The organism is Cereibacter ovatus (assembly GCF_900207575.1).
Classification (GTDB): domain Bacteria; phylum Pseudomonadota; class Alphaproteobacteria; order Rhodobacterales; family Rhodobacteraceae; genus Cereibacter_A; species Cereibacter_A ovatus.
Genome location: NZ_OAOQ01000018.1, coordinates 49,691 through 69,106, shown reverse-complemented (window position 1 = coordinate 69,106; position 19,416 = coordinate 49,691). Strand labels below are relative to the sequence as shown.

The window sequence follows — 19,416 nt, the reverse complement described above, 5'->3', positions numbered from 1 at the left end:
CATGTAGCTCGCCTGCGTCGATGGAGCCGAAACCAAACCCAGCAGGTTGCGCCGAAAGAAAACTGTTCCGCGACGGCGATTTCTTCAGCACCCTGTTAAGGGACGATGAATATTGATGATCACGCTGCCCGCCAATTCTTGTCCGGCAGATTATCGATTTTGTGAGGAATGAATGTCGGCACCTTTCGGGCCTCGGAAATTCGGGATGACTGTTTCGCGTGCGCTGCGGCGCGCTCGGCGTCGGGTGATGGGCCTTGGCGGGCAGATCCCGGTGGCCCCGATCCGGCAGACCGATCACGCCTTCCGGCTGGAGGCGCTGGAGCCGCGCATCCTGATGAGCGCCGACATCGCGCTGACAAGCCTTGCCGGCGTGGGCGCGGGCTTTGCCGGCGAGATCCGGCTGTCCTCGACCGCAGACGCGCAGATCAAGGTCCGCATCGGTGACGCCGATGTTGCCGTGATCGCGGCAGGCGACGGCCTGTCGATCACCGGGACCGACCATGGCGACAGCATCGCGATTGTTTTCGAAGACGGGTTCGATGGTGCCGGCACGCTGCTGGTGGTGACCGGCGAAGGGGGAAGCGACACGGTTACCCTGACGCGGCAGGGCACGCTGGCGATTGGCGGCCTCAGCGTCGGCGCCGAGGATATCGCGCTTGGCGCCGACACCGGCGCCGGGGCATGGTCGATCGATGGCGGGCTTGAGTTGACGGCCGCCGCCTCGGTCACGGGCGGCATGGCGCAGGTCGTGCTGACCGATGGCGTGGTGGCGGGCGGAAACGTTGCCATTTCGGCCACGGCGCAGCATCTGACCGCGGCGCAAACCGCGGGCGAAGCCGCCACGACCGGCGCGCGTATCAGTGTTGGCGGATCGGTTTCGGCCGGCGGCACCGCCAGCCTTGCGGCCGAGGTTGCGCGCAGCTTTGCCGACAACACCATCGGCATCGATCCCTACTGGCTGGGCACGGCCTTGGCTTCGGTCGATGTGCTGGATGGTGCGGCGGTCGAGGCCGGCGCGGTCTCGATCTCGGCGCGGGTGACGGGCGAGGTGACCATCGGCGCCGACACGGGCGTGGATGGCACCATCGGCGCCGCGGTCGATGCGCTGAAATTCGCGTGGCTGCACGCCAGCGACACGGCTTCGGTCGATCTTGGTTCCGCGCGGATCGCCGCCATGGGAACGGGCGCGCAGGCGGTCGGGATCGATGCGGCGGTGGTCACATCCTACAATGTGGCGGGGATTCTGGTCAGTCAGGCCGTCGATGCGGCGGCGACGATCACGGCCACCGGAACCGGGATCGAATCGGCCGGCGGGATCGGGATCGCGGCGCGGACGGCGGTGGATGTCACGTCGACCGGCCCGATTGCCGCCGCGGCCGAGGCGCCGCCGACCTTCGCGATGGCCATGGCCGCCTTTGCCATGAACGAGGTGGATCTGACCGCGTCGGTGGCGGTGACCGGCGCGACCCTTGTCGCCGCGGGCGATGTGGCGATCACGGCTGCGGATGAAAGCCGGGTCCGTGCGGTTCTGGCCGGGGTTGCGACCTCGTTGCCCGACAGTTTCGGCGCTTTGCCGTCCGGTCTGCCGCAACAGGCGGTGGCGGGCATGATCGCGGCCAACGAGGTGCTGGCCGCGGTCACGGTCGACATTGCCGCCACTGGGATCACCACCAGCGGCAACGGCGATCTGCGCATCGCGGCCACGAATGCGGCGACCGTGGTGGCTTCGGTCGATGGCGGGGTGCTGTCGGGCGATGCGGCCGTGGGCGCGATGATCGCCTTCAACAGTCTGGGCTGGCAACCGGGGAACCTGTTCGCGACCGCCTTTGACACGCTGCTGGGCACCGCGGTGGGGGCGCCGGCCGATCCGCTGGTGACCCGCGTCACGCTGGATGATGTCACAGCCCTTGTCGCGGGCAATATCGAGATTGCCGCCATGGCGCGGCCAACCATCCAGTCCACCATTGCGGCCCGTGTCGTGTCCGAAGGCCAGACGCTGGGTGCGGGCCTTGTGCTGGCAGGCAACCGGATCAAGTCCGGGGTGGCGGTCTCGGTCCTGTCCACGGCCGAGCCGACGATCCATGCCACGGGTTCGATTCGCCTTTTTTCCGCCGTGGATGCGCTGATCGGCACCGATATCGCGGTGGCCGAGGTGGCGCAGACGGTGCTGAGCGTTACCGACAGCGACCTTGATGCCGGTGGAGACATGGATCTGCGGGCGCTGAATGCGCAACAGATCTCGGCCACACTGGCGGGGGCTGCGACCTCGGCCGGTGGGGCGGCCGTGGGGCTTGTCCTTGCCTCGAACCTTGTCAATGCGCGCAGCCGGCTTTCGGTCGGCAGGTCGGCGGCCGGGGGGGCGCGGCTTGCTGCGGGCGGCGCCCTTACCATGACCGCGACCGACCGCGCGACCATCGCGGCCGACGTGACGCTTGAGGCCGGGGGGACTTCGGCCGGGGTGGGCGGCGTGGTTGTGCGCAACGATGTCCGCGGCGATGTCGCCGCGGCGCTTGCCGATGTCGCGGTGATCTCGGGCGGCGATATCGCGCTGACGGCGCTGGGCTTGGCCCAGATCGAGGCCAGTGCCACCGGAACCGTGGTGATCGCGGCTGCGGACACGGGCGACGCCGCCGAGGAAACCGACCCGGCGGCCCCCGCCGAGGGCGAACCCGGGTCTGCGGGCCTTGCCGTGGGCGGGCTGATCGCCACCAACATGGTGCTGGGCGGTGCCGCGGCCACCATGACCGGCGGCTCGGTTCAGGCGGCTGGCGGGCTGGATGTTCTGGCTGATACGCTGACGCTGATCCGCGCGACGAATGCGATGACGGCCACCTCGACCGGCACGGCGGTGGGCGTGACCCTGGCCTTCAACTCGCTGGGCTGGGACGCCTCGAACATCTTCGCGCAGGGGGCCGATGCGCTTTTGGGCACCACGATCGGGACGGAACGCCCGGTTGCGACGCGGGCGGGCATCCACAACGCCTCGCTGGCCACGGGGGGCGTGGTGCGGGTGCTGGCCGGCGCCACCGACCCCGAGGCAGAGCGGACTGGCGCGCTGATCGAGGCGTCGGTCGATGCCTCGACCACGGGCGGCGCCGGCTCGGCGGGGGTCGGGCTGGTGCTGTCGATGAACCGGGTTCTGACCTCGGCCACGGCCGAAATCACCACCGACCAGACCGGCCGCGCCCGTGATGCGGTGGGCGGGGTCGAGGTGGCGGCAACCGATGCCGCAGTGATCGACGCCCGAACCGCGATGACCGCCGGCAGCGGCGGCGGCGCGGCGGTTGGTCTTGTCGTGGTGCTGAACGACGCAAGCGGCGCGGTTCATGCCCGCATCACCGGCATGTCGTTGCTGGTGCAGGACAATCTGACGGTTTCGGCCGCGCAACAGACCGCCATCAGCGCCGAACTGACCGGCAAGACCGAGTCCACCGCCGCAGAGGCGGACCCCGATGCCGGAACCGCGGCCCCGGCGCTGTCGGCCGGGGGGGTGATTTCCACCAACCTCGTGCGCGCGACCGCCTTGGCCGATCTACTGGAGTCCGACGTGGTGGTGGGCGGGGATCTGTCTGTCACGGCGCTGAATGACGCGACCATCTCGGCGGTGAACGCTGCCCGTCAGTCGGCCTCGGGCACGGGCACGGCGGTGGGGGTCACGCTGGCCTTCAACACCATCGGCTGGGCGCCGACGAACATCTTTGCCAGAACGGTGGATGCGCTGCTGGGCACCGACATCGGCGACCCCGACACGGCAACCGTCGCGGCGCTTGTGTCCAATGCGGCGCTGGTGGTGGGGGGCGATCTGGCCATCGCCGCGGAGATGACGGCCACCATCACCGCCGAGGTGCGCAACGAATCCGCTTCGGGGGCGGCGGGGGCGGCGGCCTCGGTCGTGCTGGCCACCAACCTTGTGTCTTCGGATGCCAGCGCGCGGCTGCTGTCGCCGGTCGGCACCGTGCTGACCGGGGGGGGCTTGTCGGTGACGGCCGCGGATGCGCCCGAGATACTGGCCACGGGCACGGTGCTTGCGGTTGCGGCGGATGCCAGCAAGGCCGGGGCGGAATATATCAAGGTCGATCACTACAGCGATCAGGGTGAATCCGCGGTTGCCTTTGGCGATCATGTCTTTGTCAAGGACGGCCACGAGGCCGGCGGCACCGTTGGGCGGATCTATCGCTTCATGGGCGTGGATGGCGCGCTGACCCTGACGGACACCAATTTTGCCGACACCCGCTACTGGTTCGAGATCCCGCCCCCCGAAGGCTTCATGGGCGAGACGCTGGGCTTTCTGTATTCCGCCCTGCCGCAGCGCACGCAAGAGTTCATCCTTGCCCGCGTGCCGCTGGGGGACGAAACCCACGCCTTCGGCCTGAAGGTCAAGGCCGGCTGGGACGACCTGACGATCCTTGATTTCATCTCGAAGCAGGGCGTGGTTCCGGCAGGCTTGGTCCAGACCGACACCGGCTTCACCATCGGGCTGGGGCCGGCGGGCGATCTTGGTCTGGCGCTGCCGTCGCTGGTGTTCGAGTTCGTCCTGCCTGACCTGACGCTGCCCGGCTACGAGTTCCGCCAGAAACTTGGCACGGTCATGCACAACGGGGCCGAGGTCGATTATGGCCTTGCCATCACCTTCGGCTGGGACGACCCTACCTTCCTTGAATTCGTGACCGCACTGGCGCAAGGGGCTGCCGGGGCCGAGGTGTTCCTGCCCGATCTGGATTTCGGCTTTTACATCGACACCCCCGATCAGGACGATCCGGCCCTTGCCGGGAAACTGCCCGCAAGTTTCGATCTGTCCGCCTTTGACATCAAGTTCACACTGTTCGGGCAGCCGCTGGTCCTGCACTATCCGGGGTCTGTCGATCCCATCGTTTTCGATGCCAGCGACTCGGCGCTGTTTGACGCCGCGTTGCCCACGGTGACGGTGCAACTGCCGTCGATCGATCTGGATGCACAGATCTGGGATGCCGACGAGATCGCCGCCCGCCCGGCCGACTATTGGGACGCTGCGGTGACGCTGGACGTGTCGTCGCCGCAGGCGTTTGCCGACAGTCTGCTGGCTGCGATCCGCATCGTTCCCGGCAAGCTGGACCTGACCGACCCGACGCTCAGCTTCTCGCTGCTGGGCTATGACCTGTCGCAGCAACTGCCGCTTGGGTCGCTGATCGCGTCCTTGGGCGGGCCGTTCGTCTCGGCCGGCGAGGCGGGGCATCTGATCGTCGATCTTGCCGCGATCTATGACGCGGTGCTGCCGCCGGTGTTCAGCCGTCTTGTCGATGCCGAAGCGGCGATCGATTACACCCTTCCCGATCTTGCGTTCGGTGACATCACCCCGGCCGAGCTGCAAGACCCCGCCTATGCCGCCATCTTCGACCGTGCGATGCAGGTGCTTGAGGGGGTGGGCTTTGACATCCCGCTCAGCAAGACCGAAGGCACCGCCGCGCCCGCGGCGGCGCCCAGCGGCGCGCAGCAGGTGACCGCCGAGGAACCCGGAACATCGGCGGAACAGGAGCTGATCCTGACGGTGGATGCGGATCGGCTGGACCCGGACACCCGGCCAGGCTTCACGCTGGCGCTGGGCGATGCGGTCAGCGCGCCGATTGCGCTGCTGGATATCGGCCAGACCGAGGCCGAGCGTCAGCGCCTGCTGTTCCTGCGCACCGAGGCCGATTTTGGCAGCACCTTCACCCTGAAACTGGGCGACGAGGTCAGTGCCGAACTGACGCTGGCCGATACCGCCGCCGCAACCTTGACCCTGCTTCAGGATGCAATCGACGCGCTTCTGGGCGAGGCGGGCCGCGCCACCGTCAGCTTCAACGCCGACGATTCCAGTGCGGGTTGGGCCTTTGACATCGACTTTACCGATCCGGGCACCGATCACGGTCAGATCCGGGCACGGGTCGTCGATCAGCTTGGCTTCCTGCTGATCCGCTCCAGCACGCTGCGCGAAGGCCGGACGGTGACCGCTGACGATCAGGCGGCGGCGATTCAGGCGGCGCTGGATGCGATGCTGGGGGCGGGCAATGCCGCGGTGTCCGTGGTCCCGCAAGACCCCGAGGCCGAGCCCGGGGCCGAAGCAGCCCCGCTGCGGTTCCGCATCCTGTTTACTGGCGCTTTGGCCGATCAGCCGGTGGATCTGCTTCAGGCTGCCTTGGCCGATGCGTTGCCCGGCCTTGCGGTCAAAACCGCCGTCATCCGCCTTGGCCATGAGCCGACCGGGCCGAGCTTCCAGTTCGTGGTGCCGCCAAAGGAAACCTTCACGCTGTCGGTGGTGATCGATGGCAAGACCTACACCGCCGAGGGCATCGCCAAGGCGGCCACGGCCGAAGACATTGCCCTTGCCTTGCAGGCGGCGCGCGAACTGCCCGCCGAGGGCGAGGGCGAGGGCGAGGCCGTGCCTGCGGCCGGTGCCAAGACGATCACCGACGCAGGTTTCGAAGTGGCGGTGACCGCGGGTTCGGCTGCCGGAAGCTGGGTGGTCGGCTTTGCCGGGCCGCTGGAGAAAAGCATCGTCGAAAGCCTTGAGGTCACCGGCACGGGCGCAGATGCGCCCGATCCGGTGCAGCCCGCGCAGGGCGGCGTGGCGGTCGGCGCGCTGATCGTGCGCAACGACATCCGCAGCGCCGCGCGTGCCACCATCGACGGGGCGGCCGTCCGTGCCGGTTCGGTCGTCGTCGCGGTGGACGAGGCCGCGCGTATCCACGCCCTGCTGGAGGCCGCCGCCGAAGCGACCGGCGACGGAACGGCGCAAAGCGTGGCGGCGGGCGGGATCATCGCGACGAACCTGATCCTGAACTCGGCCTCTGCGACCCTGACCGGCAGCGCGATCGTCACCACCGGCGATGTTGCGGTTACGGCCGAAAACCGCGCCGACATTCTGGCGCGCAACGCCAGCGCCATGACCTCGGACGGAACCGGGGTGAACCTGACGCTGGCCTTCAACACCATCGGCTATCAGGCCACGGGGATCTGGGACAACATCCTTGATGCGCTGATCGGCACCGACCTTCTGGACGAGACCCCGGCCGAGGCGGTGGCGCTGATCGACGGATCGACCGTCAATGCCGGCGGAAATCTGACGGTTACGGCGATCTCGACCGCGTCGATCCTGTCGCGGATCACCAACGACACCGCCTCGGAACTGGGCGAATCCGCCACCGAGGGCGCATCCGCCGTGGCGGCGGGCTTCGTTCTGGCCAGCAACATGACCGCCAGCGTCGCCCGTGCCGAGGTGCTGGATTCGGATCTGGCGGCGGGAACCATCGCCACCGCACTTGACGTCAGCGGCGACATGACCGTGCTTGCGCAGGACGATGCGCGGATCTTCTCGGAGGTTGCGCTGTCGGCGGCAACCGGCGGCGACGGCGAGGTGGCCGGCGCGATCCGGGCGCTGGCGAACTTCTTCCGCCAGACCTACACCGATCATTCCGGCCTGCGCGACATCACGCTGGGCGACCGGGTCACCATCGGGCATGGCGGTCTGACCGTTCTCGACCGCCCCGAGGTGATCGTTGCGGGCGACCGGCTGCGGCTTGACTGGGACATGTGCGGCGGCACGGCCGGCACGATCTATGAATATGTCGGCGCCGACCCGCTTGAGGCGCCCCGTCTCGACCAGCAGGATTACGGCGACACGACGCTGTGGCGCGCGGTTCTGGGCGATCCCGACCGGATCTATGTCGCCCTGACCGCGCGTCAGGGCGTCGATCTTGCAACCGAGGATTTCACCGATGCCACCAACTGGCTGGCGGTGGATCTGGATCAGATCGTCGAGGCCGCAGCACTGGCGGCCAATGTGCTTGAGGGCGGCAGCGGCAAGGGCACCGGCTTTGGCGGTCTTGTCGTGCGCAACGACATCGGCAGCCGCGTTGCCGCCACCGTTTCGGATGCCACCGTCACCGTGGCGGGGGCGCTTGACCTTGCGGCGCTTCAGTCCGCGCAGGTCGTGGCCGATGACAAAAGCGTGGTCAGCGCCGATACCGCCGGCGTCAATGTCGTGATCGCGACCAACACCATCATGGGCGGTACGACCGCCCTGATCGAGGATGTGGCCCTTGTCACCGGCGGCGATCTTGCCCTGCGTGCCCGCACCGAAGCCTCGATCCTTGCCACCGTCACCAGCGAGGTTCAGGCCAGCACCTCTGTCGGCGTCGTCCTTGCCTTCAACACCATCGGCTACCGGCCGACCAACCTGCTGTTTTCCACCATCGATGCGCTGGCGGGCACCGATCTGGGCGGCGCCCCGACCGTCGTCACGCAGGCCGTCATCCGGCGCGCGACGCTGGATGTGGGGGGCGATCTGACCACCGATGCGGGGTGGACGGGCGCCATCGTCGCCGTGATCGAAAGCTCGGCGCTGGCGCTTCAGGTGAACACCGGAACGGACGGCGGCGAGGGGGAAGGGACCACCTCGGTCACCGTGGCGCCGGTCATCGCCATGAACCGGATCGCCGCGCGGACCGATGCGCTGATCGAAGGGCTGGCCGCCGGCACCATCGCCGGCGTCGATGGCGCGGTTCATGTCCGCGCCGCGGCCAATACGCAGATCCTTGCCCGGCTGGCCTCATCGGCGGTCAGTCTGGCGGCGGGGACGCAAGGCGACAGCACCGCCGTTTCGATCGGTGCCGTCATCGGCCGCAACGAGGTGTCAAGCGATGTCACCGCGCGGATCGGCGGCAGCGCCACCGCCGCCTTCGAGGCGCTTCAGGATATCGCCGTCACCGCGCTGGACGATGCGTTGATCCGGGCCGAACTGGCGGCGACCTCGCTGGCGATCTCGGCCGGCAACAGCGCCGTGACCTCGGTCAGCCTTGCGGCGAATTTCGCGCAGAACATCATCCGCTCGTCCGCCACGGCGGCGGTTCTTGACCTTGGCCGTATTCAGGCCGGCGGCGCCCTGACGGTGCGCGCCGACAGGACCGCGGTGATCGACGCGATCGGCCGGGCCACCGCCGTTTCGGTCGCACTGTCGCTGGGGTCCGGCTCGGCCCCTGCGGTGTCGGGGGCGGGCACCCTTGCGATGAACCGCATCGCAGGCGGGCTTGTTGCCGAGATCCGCAATGTCGCCCGTGTGTTGGCCGACGAAAGCATCACCGTCAGCGCCACAAACAGCGCCCGGATCAGCGCCGACATCCTGAACATAGCCGCCAGCGTCAGCGCCTCGTCGGGGCAGTCGACCGCGGTCGCCATCGGCATCGCCGTGGCCGAAAACGAGATCGGCTTCACCGCGTCCCCGCCGGCCAGCACGACCTATGACAGCGATCAGATCGCGGCAGGTCTGAGCGCGGATCAGACCGTGCGCATTCTGGGCACCCACGCCCTTGCCGGGCAGGTCTATCGCTATACCGGGCCGGACCGGGACAAGGCGACCTATCTCGATATCGAGGATTACTCGGTCGAAGATCTGTGGCAGCGCATCGATCTGGTCGAGGCGCCAGAGCCCGCCACCGCGCAGATCGTCAACGCGGCAGAGGTTGCGGCAGTCGGCGACATCACCATCAGCGCGGCGTCGCAAGAGTCAATCTCGTCCTCGGTCGTGGTGGTGTCGCTGGCGGTTGCGGCCTCGGCCAAGGGCGGCACCGCGGTCGCGGGCGCCGGATCGGCGGCGCGCAACCGGATCCGTGGCGGCAGCCTTGCCCGTCTGGTCTCGGTCGCGGCCCTGTCGGGGGACGATCTGTCGGTGCTGGCCGAGAACCGGGCCGAGATCCGCAGTGTCGTGGTGGGCGCCGCCGTCGCGGCGGCGGTCGGCGGCAGCCAGAGCGCGGCTTCGGTCGCGGTGGGGCTGGCGGTTTCGCTGAACGATGTGAACACGCAGGCGCTGGCGACCATCGACGCCGCCGCGACCGGCGCGGGCGGCCTTGGCAGCGTGCTGGTGCGCAGCCGCGTGGCCCCGCCCGGATCGTTCACCGTCTCTCCTGCGATCGACGCGGCCGATCTTGATGCCGCGACCGAACTGGCGCTGCGCGAGGGCAGCGATGGCAAGATCGGGATCGACGCGGATGCATGGGCGCAGTCCGTCGACACCTGGACGGCGCTGATCGACGCCTTCAATGCCCGGTTGCCCGAGGACGCGCGGATCGCCGCCTTCAACCCGATCAGGGATCTGGCCGCGCTGCCGGCCGGCACCCATCCCGCCACCGGGCTATCCACCACCTGGCCCGCGCTTCTGACCCTGCTGGCCAAAGGTCCGGGTGCGCTGGTCGACGCCGCGGCCAGTGATCTTGCCCGCGCGCGCGCGGTGCAGGCGGTCGCAGAGGTTCGTGCCCGGCTGGGCGCTGTCCTTGACGGGGCGCAGATCGCGCATGACGGCGCGTTGTCGGTCACGCAACTGATGGATGGCACCGCCGCAGACCCGTTCAGCGTCTGGCGCATCACCGACGAGGCCGGCCGTAAATGGCTGGTCTATCAAGAGGCTGGCGGCAAGTTCGGCCTTTACAGCGACGACCTGCGCCTGTCCAGGGCGCAGGAGGGCGAGGGCTGGGTTCTGGTTGATGGCCTTGGCCGGTCCTTCGCGATCCGGCTGGGTGGCGCGGGGCTGGACGTTCAGCAGGATACCATCGCGGCCATTGGCGCCGCGGCGGCGCTAAGTGCCAGTGTCAGCGGCCAGACCGGGCTTGCGATCTCGGGTGCGGGGGTCGGCGTGCGCAACGCGATCGGCGGCGGCGCCTCGGCGCGGATCACCGACAGCGTGCTGGCCAGTTCGGGCGATGTGACGGTGACGGCGGCCGGGCAGGCGGCGATCAATGCCGTGGTGGTGGCGGCCTCGGCCGCGCTGGGGTTCGGCAAGACCGGCGTGGGCGTGGCACTGGGGGCGGCGGTCGCGATCAACGCCATCGGCCAGGAGGGGCAAGAGTTCGCGGTGGCGGCAGAGGTGGCGAACACCACCCTGATCGCGGGCGGCGGGCATGTCGTTGTTTCGGCCGTCAACCAGACCCGGACCGATGCGGTCGTGGTGGCCGGTGCCGCCGCCATCGCGGGCGGCCAGCAGGGCGTTGCCGTCAGCGGTTCGGGCGCGGTCGGGCTGAACGAGGTTCATGCCGCCACCCGCGCCACGATCACGGGGCAGGGAACGGGCTCGGCCGCCGACCGGATCGAGGCGGCAAGCCTTGCGGTGACGGCGGTCAACCTTGCACGCATCCGCAGCTTTGTGGGGGCCGCGTCGCTGTCGGTGGCGGTTGGCCAGCAGGGCATCGCGGTCGCCATCGGCGCCAGCGTCGCCCGCAACCTGATCGGTGGTGGCACGACTGCGCGCATCGATGCCATGGCGGGCGGGATCGAGCTGACCGGCGTGGCATCGGCGGTCACCGCGCCGGGCATGTCGGCGGCAGGCCGCAGCATCGAGGTCATGGCCCATGAGGCGGCGGCGATCCATGCCACGGTGATGGCGGCGGCGCTGGCGGCGGGCTTCGGGCAGACCGGGGTTGCGATCTCGGGCGCGGGGGCCTTTTCGCGCAACCGTATCGGCGGCAGCGGCGTTGTGGCCGAGATCCTTGGATCGGACGTGACCAGCGACGCGGGCGACCTGTGGGTGTCCGCCACATCCGAGACGGCCATCCGCAGCACGGTGGTTGCGGCCTCGGCGGCGGTGGCGGTGGGCCAGCAGGGCGTCGGCGCTTCGCTTGGGGTTGCGGTGTCCGAAAACGAGATCGGCTTTGCCGCGCAGGACATGGCGGATATCGACGCCGACCATGTGGCCGGGCAGGATACGCCGGCCACGGTCGCCACCGGCGACGTGATCGTCATCGCGTCAGGCGCCCGGGCGGGCGAGGCGTACGAATACCTTGGCCCGACGACGATTCAGGCGCGCGATTACGCGAAATACCTGTCTTCGGCGATCGCCAGCAACGGCGTGCTGACCCAAGGCATCGCGCCGAACGACGTGATCTTCGACGCGGCGACCGGCCGGCTTTACAGCCACATCGGCACGACGCCGCTGGCGGCGGGGGCGGCACTCGATTTCACGGATGGCACCAGATGGATCGCGGGCGGTGTGCTCAACCTGCTCGATTATGCCAATGGCGATCTGTTCCGGCGGGTGGATCTGACGCGGGCGGGAACGTCGATCCGCGCGCAGGTGCTGAACTCGGATCTGGCGCTGACGGGCGGGGATGTCACCGTTGCAGCCACCAGCCGCGCAGAGATCGGGGCGATCACGGTCGCAGGGTCGGTGGCGGTTGCGGGTGGACAGGTGGGCGTGGGCATCGCCGGCAGCGGTGTGGGGGTGACCAACCGCATCGCCAGCGACCCGACGGCCCGCGTGTCCGGCGGCAGCGTGACCGCGCACCGGCTGTCGGTGACCGCGCGCGATGACAGCACGGTGACGGCGGTCGCGGCGGCGGCCTCGATCGCGGCCGCTTTCGGGCAGGCCGGCGTGGCGGTGTCGCTGGGCATTTCGGTGGCGCGGAATGCGGTGGACAATCAGGTGACCGCCGAGGTGTCGAACCTGACGCTGGTCAGCCTGACGGCCACGGATACCCCGCTGGTGGTGGATGCCCGCACCGGTGCTGGGCTTTTGTCCGCGCCGCTGTCGGTGGGGGGCAATCTGACCTTCGCGCGGCTGGATTCGGCGGCGGTGACCGACGATCCGGCGCAGGATGCGGCGACCTTGCGGGCGCTGAAGGCCGCGCTGGAACAGGCCGGCGAGATCGTCTCGGCCGACACCGGCAGCGATACGGCGCTTGCAGCCGATCTGCGGGTGACGGTTCTGACCGAGGGTCAGGGCTGGGCCGTGGTCGATGCCGCGGGGCGGCAGTGGACGCTGACGCGGTCGGGTGACACGCTTGTGTCCAGACGCAGCACGATTTCGGCGGTCAGTGCCGCGGCCGCGCTGGCGGTGGCCGGCGGTCAGGTGGCGGTGGGTGTCGCCGGGGCGGGGGCCGCGGCGGTCAATGCGATCACCTCGAACACGGTCGCCTTGCTGTCGAATGCCAGCGTGCGCGCGGCGGCGGCCGGCACCATCATCGTCCGGGCCGAGGATGTCTCGGCCATCGACGCCACGGTGATCGCGGCCGCGATGGCGGCGGCGGTCGGTCAGGTGGGCGTCGGCGCCTCGGTGGGCGCCTCGGTTGCGCGGAACTTCATCGGCTTTGATCTTTACGGTGGCGCGCAGTCCGGTCGCGGCGCGGTCGCGGCGCGGGTTGTCGATCTGGTGCTGCGCGGTGCGGATGGCACGGGTGCCGGCAGTGCGCTGGACATCGACGCGCGGTCCGATCGCAAGATCAATGCGCTGGTCTTTGCGGGGTCTGTCGGGATCGCCGCCGGGCAGGTGGGCGTCGCGGTCGCGGGATCGGGTGTCCACGCCGAAAACCGCATCGCCGGATCGACCGTCGCCGGGATCTTCGGCGCCGGGACAAGCATCCTGTCGAGCGCGATCGACATTGATGCCGCCAACCGTTCGCGCATCGATGCGGTGGCTGCGGCGGTGGCGCTGACGGTTGCGGGCGGGATGGTCGGGGTTTCGCTTTCGGTGGCGGCCACGACGGCGGTGAACGAGATCACCAGCGTGGTGCGCGCCGGCGTCGCCCGGTCTGACGACGATCAGACCCCGGCCCGCGGCACCGTTCAGGCCGAAGGCGCCATCGGCGTTCGCGCGACCGATCTCAGCGCGATCCGCAGCACCGCGGCCGCGGCGGCAGTCGCGCTGTCTGGCGGCATGGTGGGCGTATCCGTCGCCGGCGCCGGGGTGGGCGCGCGCAACGCTATCGGCACGCAGACGGTGGCCGAGATCGTCGGCATGACTGTCAGCGCCGCGGGCGATGTGCAGGTCCATGCCGACAGCCGCGGCACCATCGATGCCACCATCGTCGCGGCGGCGCTTGCGGCGGCGGCGGGCAGCGTCGGGATCGGTGCGGCAATCGGGGTTGCGGTCGCACGGAACGAAATCGGCTATGGCGGCGACGGCAGCGGCCAGACCTACACCACCGCCGCATCCGAGCCGCCGACCATCACCGCGGGCGATGTGGTGCTGATCACCGAAGGCGTGCGAAAGGGTCAGCGGTTCGAATATGTCGGGCCCCAGCCGATCAAGGCGGCCGACCTTGCCCGCTATTCCACCGCCGACACGGCCAAGCGCACCATCCGCAAGAACGATGCGATTTTCGACGCGGCGACGGGCCGGCTTTACACCTATCTTGGCGCGGAGCCGCTGACGGTTGCGCCCAGCACGCTGGATTTCGATGATCCTGCCCTCTGGGCCCGCAATGGCGTCCTGTCGCAGATGGACTATGCCAACGCAAAGCTCTGGCGCGAGGTGGGTCTTGCGCGCGACGGCGCGCAGGTGGTGGCCCGGGTGGTCGATGCAAGCCTTGCCAGCACGGGCGGCGATGTGGCCGTGCGCGCCACCTCGCGGCAAGAGATCCGCGCCCTTGTGCAGGCGATCTCGGCCGGGGTGGCGGTTGGTGCGGGCGGCGTGGGCGTTGGCGCCTCGGGGTCGGGGGCTTCGGCCACCAACCGTCTGGCCACCGATGTGCAGGCGCTTGTGCAATCCAGCACCGTTCTGGCCTCCGATGAGGTGTCGCTGCTGGCCACCGATGACAGCACCATCGACGCGGTGACGGGGGCCTCGGCGCTGTCGGCCAGCTATGGCAGCGTCGGTGTCGCGCTGTCCATCGGGGTGGCGGATGCGACCAACGTGGTCGAGAACCGCGTCCGGGCCGAAGCCGTTTCCAGCGATCTGGTCGCCCATGGCAGCGGTGGCGCCGATGGCAGTGCCATCGCCATCGAGGCCTATACCCATGCAACCCCCACCGCGGTCGGCCTGCCTACCACGCTGACCGCGGCCGAGTTGACCGACCTTTCCGGCACCGCGACCGATGCCGATGGCAAGGCGCTGGCCGCCGATGTGCTGGCCGACGACGCGCTGCGTGCCCGGCTTCATGCCGATCTGCGTGCCGCCGGGGTCGAAATCCTTGGCCCGGCCGGCCAGTTGCGCCTGTCCGAGATCACCGCCGGCCGCCGCTGGGCGGTGGTCGATGGCCTGTCCGGCCGCCAGTGGGTGCTGGATCTGGGCAGTGCCGGCTTCACGGCCGAGCGTGTGACCATCAACGCTGTGTCGCAAGCGGCCAGCGTCTCGCTGGCGGCGGGCGATCTTGTCGGCGTCGCCTTGGCGGGGGCCGGGGCCAATGCCGTCAACGTGGTCAACACCGACACGGTGGCCCGTCTTGCCGGCAATGCGACTGCCGCCGGCACCCGTGCGACCGAAGGCGGCCTGCGGGTCGAGTCCGCGTCCGAAAGCCGGATTCAGGCCAGCGTTATCGCCACCTCGCTTGCGGCGGCGGGCGCGGGCGGCGGGGCGGTGGGTGTGGCCATCGGCGCCGCACTGTCCGAAAACTATATCGGCTTCGATCTGTCGGGCGCGACTTCGGCGGTGACTGCCAGTGACGCCACCCGGCCCGTGGCCGGGCGCACCTGGGCGGTGATCGAGGATGCGACCGTCACCTCGACCGGGGCCGCGTCGCAGGTGCTGGCCACCGCGGGACAGACCATCAATGCCCTTGTCATCTCGGGCGCGGGCAGCGTCGCGGTCGGCGGAGTGGGTCTTGCCGCGGCGGGCGCGGGCGTGGGCGCCCGCAACTGGATCAATGCCGACACGGCGGCGCGGCTGTCGGGCGGTCTGGATGTGGCGGTGGACAGCCTTGTGGTGCAGGCGACCAACGCCGCCCGGATCGAGGCGGTCGCAGGCGCCATCGCCTTTTCGGTCAGCGGCGGTCTGGCGGGGCTGTCGCTGGCCATAGCGGCCTCTGAAGCCGACAACCGCATCCTGTCGACCACCACGGCCGAGATCGTGGCCGGCGGAGCCACCACCGGCACCGTCACCGCCCGGACCGGCGGCGTCACCGTCGATGCGCGCGACGATGCGCATATCGCGGCCCTTGGCGCGGCCATCGCCTTCAGCGCCGCGGGCGGCGTGGTGGGTATCAGCGTTTCGGGGGCCGGTGTCGGCGTGGTCAACACCATCTCGACCCGGACGACGGCCGAAATCGGTGACGTGACCCTTCGCACCGCCAGCGAGGTGGCGGTCTGGGCCAAAGGCAATGCGGCGATCACGTCGGATGTGATCTCGGCCGCGGCCTCGATCGGGGGCGGCGTGGCGGCAGGTGCGGCCTCGGTCGGGGCCTCGGTCGCGGAAAACCGCATCGGCAGCCTGACGCGGCCCGATGGCCGGCGCGCCGGCGCCTTCGCGCTGGTCTCTGAAGGTGCCGACATCGCCACCGCGGCCAATGCGCTGCAACTGGATGGCGGCGTGGTCACGGTCGAGAACGGCACCTTTGCCCGCTCGCCCGATGGCAAGCTTTACCAATACATGGGGGCCACGACGAAAACCGTGGCGCTGGCCACGCTTGACTTTGCGACGGACAGCGACTGGTTCCAGGTCGGCCGTGCCAGCGTGGTGGGGGGCCAGACCGTTGTGACCCTGCCCACCCCATCCGAACTGACGGCGCTGCTGGAAGGGACCATCGTCACCTCGAACGGCAGTTTCTACCGCTATTTCAAACCCACGGCCGCCGAGGCGATCGCCAGCGCCCGTAACGAATGGGCCGTTGTCCTTTCGGACTCTCAGGCGGAGGCGGCCAAGACCGACATCACCCAGCTTGCGACGAACGACATCTACACGGACGGCGAGGCGTATTACGTCTATCTTGGCGGCACGGCTCCCGCGGCGGGCACTGTGCCCAGCCTGTCTTCGGGGCAATGGCTGCGCGCGATGCCGGTTGCCACGCTGTTCACCGATCTGTCCGCGCTGCAAGCCGTCGCCATCGGCGACATGATCCGCACCGACGATGGCGCCTTCCGCTATGTCGCAGAGACGCCGCTTGACCTTGCCGCGCAGTCGTCGGCCGATTATTTCGCCGGTGTTCTTGCCGCACAGAAAAGCCGGATCGAGGGCACGTCGCGCGTCCCGCTCTGGCAAGAGGAACGCGGGCTGATCCTGATCGCCGAAGGCAGCCATATCGATGCGACCGGGGTGTTTGCCGACAGCGTGGTGTCGGTGCAGGGCACGATCCTTGCCGTGCAGGAAGCGGGCGTCACGCGCTATTTCCAGCATGTGTCGTCCCGCACGGTGACGGTGGATCAGGCCTATGTGACGGCGCGGGGCTATGCCAGCTCGGGCGACTGGGCCGAGGTGACCGAACAGGTCGAACTGGCCTCGGCGGTCAAGCAGGCCAGTCAGGCGGGCACGACCGTGGCCGTAGGCGATCTGCTGGCCGTGACCCTGAACGGAACCGAGCGGGTCTTCCGCCTGACCGACGGGAATGCCGTGTCGGCAACCCTCGACTATGCGCAGGGTCTGGTCGAGGGCAAGGACTTCTGGGCGCCGGTCTCGGCCGCGGCGGACAACACCACCTGGCTTGACGGGACCGTGGTCGTCGATGCCGACGGGCGGCTGCGCATCTACCAGCAGCCTGACACCATCACCACCAGCGTCGACGATGCGGGATGGGTGCGGATGGACCAGGCTGCCGAAGGGGCGATCTTCGACGCCGAGGTGAACTATGTTGTGGCGGGCCGGCAGCTTCATGACCTGACCCCCGGGATGCTGGTGGCGGGATCTGACGGCGAGATCTACCAATATGCCAGGACCGCCCCGCCTCTGAGCGATCAGGATCTGTTCGCCATCGATTTCGCCGGCAACCCGCACTGGCTGCCGCTTTCGGGCGGCGGCGCGGGTGGGGCGGATATCGTGGTCAGGGCGGTGATGACCTCGCGGATCACCGCCAATGTCGGCGCCTTCGCGGTGGCGCTTGTGGCGGGTGGCACCGGCTATTCCGCCGCCGGATCAGGAGCAAGCGCGGTCAATGTCATTGCCTATGACACGGTGGCCGATGTTCATGGCGCAACGCTGAGCGCGGCGCTTGGCGCGGTCGTGATCGAGGCCAGCGACACCAGTTCCATCACGGCCGAGGTGAAATCGGCCTCGGTCGCGGGGGCGCTGGCGGGGATCGGCTCGGCCGTGTCCATCGGCGTGTCGCTGGCCGATGCCACCATCGGCGGCAATCTGCGCGCCTCGATGCGCGACAGTTCGGTGACCGAGGCGCGCAGCCTGGACATTCTGGCCACGGACGACCGGGTGATCGATGTGGTCGCAGCGGCGTCGTCGATGTCGATGTCGACCGGGATCGGGGCGGCGCTTTCTGGCGGCGGTGCCAGTGCGACGATCACCGATACCGGCCTGCGCGAGGCGCTGCTGACCGGCGACGGCACGCAGGGGGTGACCCTGACCGGCGCCGCGCGGGTGGTTCTGGCATCCGAAAGCGATCTGCGGGCGAACATCTCGTCCAGCTCGATCGCGGTGGGCCTTGTCGCCATCGCCTCGGCGGGGGCGGTGGCCACGGTGCAGGCCGGGGGCGTGTTCCACGCCCGCGCCGAGGGCGTGGATGTGACGGCGGCTGCGCTGACCGTCAGGGCCGAGCGGCTGATGGCCTCCGAGGCGATCGTGCGCGGGCTGAGTGTCGGCACCACCATGGGGGTGGGTGCCTCGGTTGCCACCGTCTCGATCACGTCGGATGTGCGCGCGCAGGCGGGCGGCAGCGGTGCGACCTTCACGCTGGGCGCGCTGGATGTGTCGGCACGGCTTGGCGCGAAAGGCGGCAAGGATCTGGTGGATGTGCAGGCCTATGCCTCGGGCGGGGGGCTGCTGCTGGGGGTGCAGTCGACCAATGCGCGGGCGACCAACCGCGCGACGGTGATCGCCGGGCTGACCGGCGGGCTGTTCTCGGTCACGGGCGCGCTTTCGGTGGGTGCGGATGCCAGCGGCCGGCAGAAGGCGGTGTCGAAGGGCGTCGCGGGCGGGCTGATCGGGGTGGGGGCCACGGATGCGTCCTTGACCGCAAGTTCGACCGTCGAGGCGGCGGTCAGCGCCGGAACCGAGGTGCGTTACGCCGGGTCGATGACCATCGCGGCGGCGGCCACCGATGAAAACTTGTTCGATATCGAGGCCGGCGCCTTCGGCCTTGCCTCGGGGGCGGCCGCGCAGGGCCGGACCACGTCGAACAGCAGCGTGTTCGCGGGCCTGCGTGACGGCAGCTCGGCGGCGAACCGGGCGCTGGTGACGGTGGGGGGGGTGCTGGCCATTGCCGCCACCTATCGCGCCGCCCCGACCGGGGTGATCGGCACCAGCGCCTTCGGTGCGGTCGCGGGATCGGGTGCGTCGATCACCCATACCGTCACCGGCCGCACGCAGGGCCGCATCGGCAATCATGCCGATGTGACCGCGGGCAGCATCGACGCCATCGCGGCCAATGCGCTGGACGGGCGCAGCTTTGTCGACGCCAAGACCGGCGGTATCGCCTCGGGCGCCAGTTCGCGCACCGACACCCGGATCAGCTTCACCGCCGAAATGATCATCGGCACCCATGCCGTGGTCGAGACCACCGACCGCGCCGGCACCCTGAAGATCAAGACCGAAAACAGCCTGCT

General features: G+C 69.5%; 1 protein-coding gene (running past one end of the window). It reads left to right on the top strand.

Going from position 1 to position 19,416, the window contains the following annotated elements; genetic code table 11:
- Nucleotides 1–205 precede the first annotated feature (205 nt).
- Nucleotides 206–19,416, top strand: partial view of an LEPR-XLL domain-containing protein gene (locus CRO07_RS15095; protein WP_176504588.1) — the 5' portion only. 18,124 nt of this gene lie beyond the right edge of the window; 19,211 of the gene's 37,335 nt are visible here — the first part of the coding sequence; its start codon is at nt 206–208; the stop codon falls past the right edge of the window.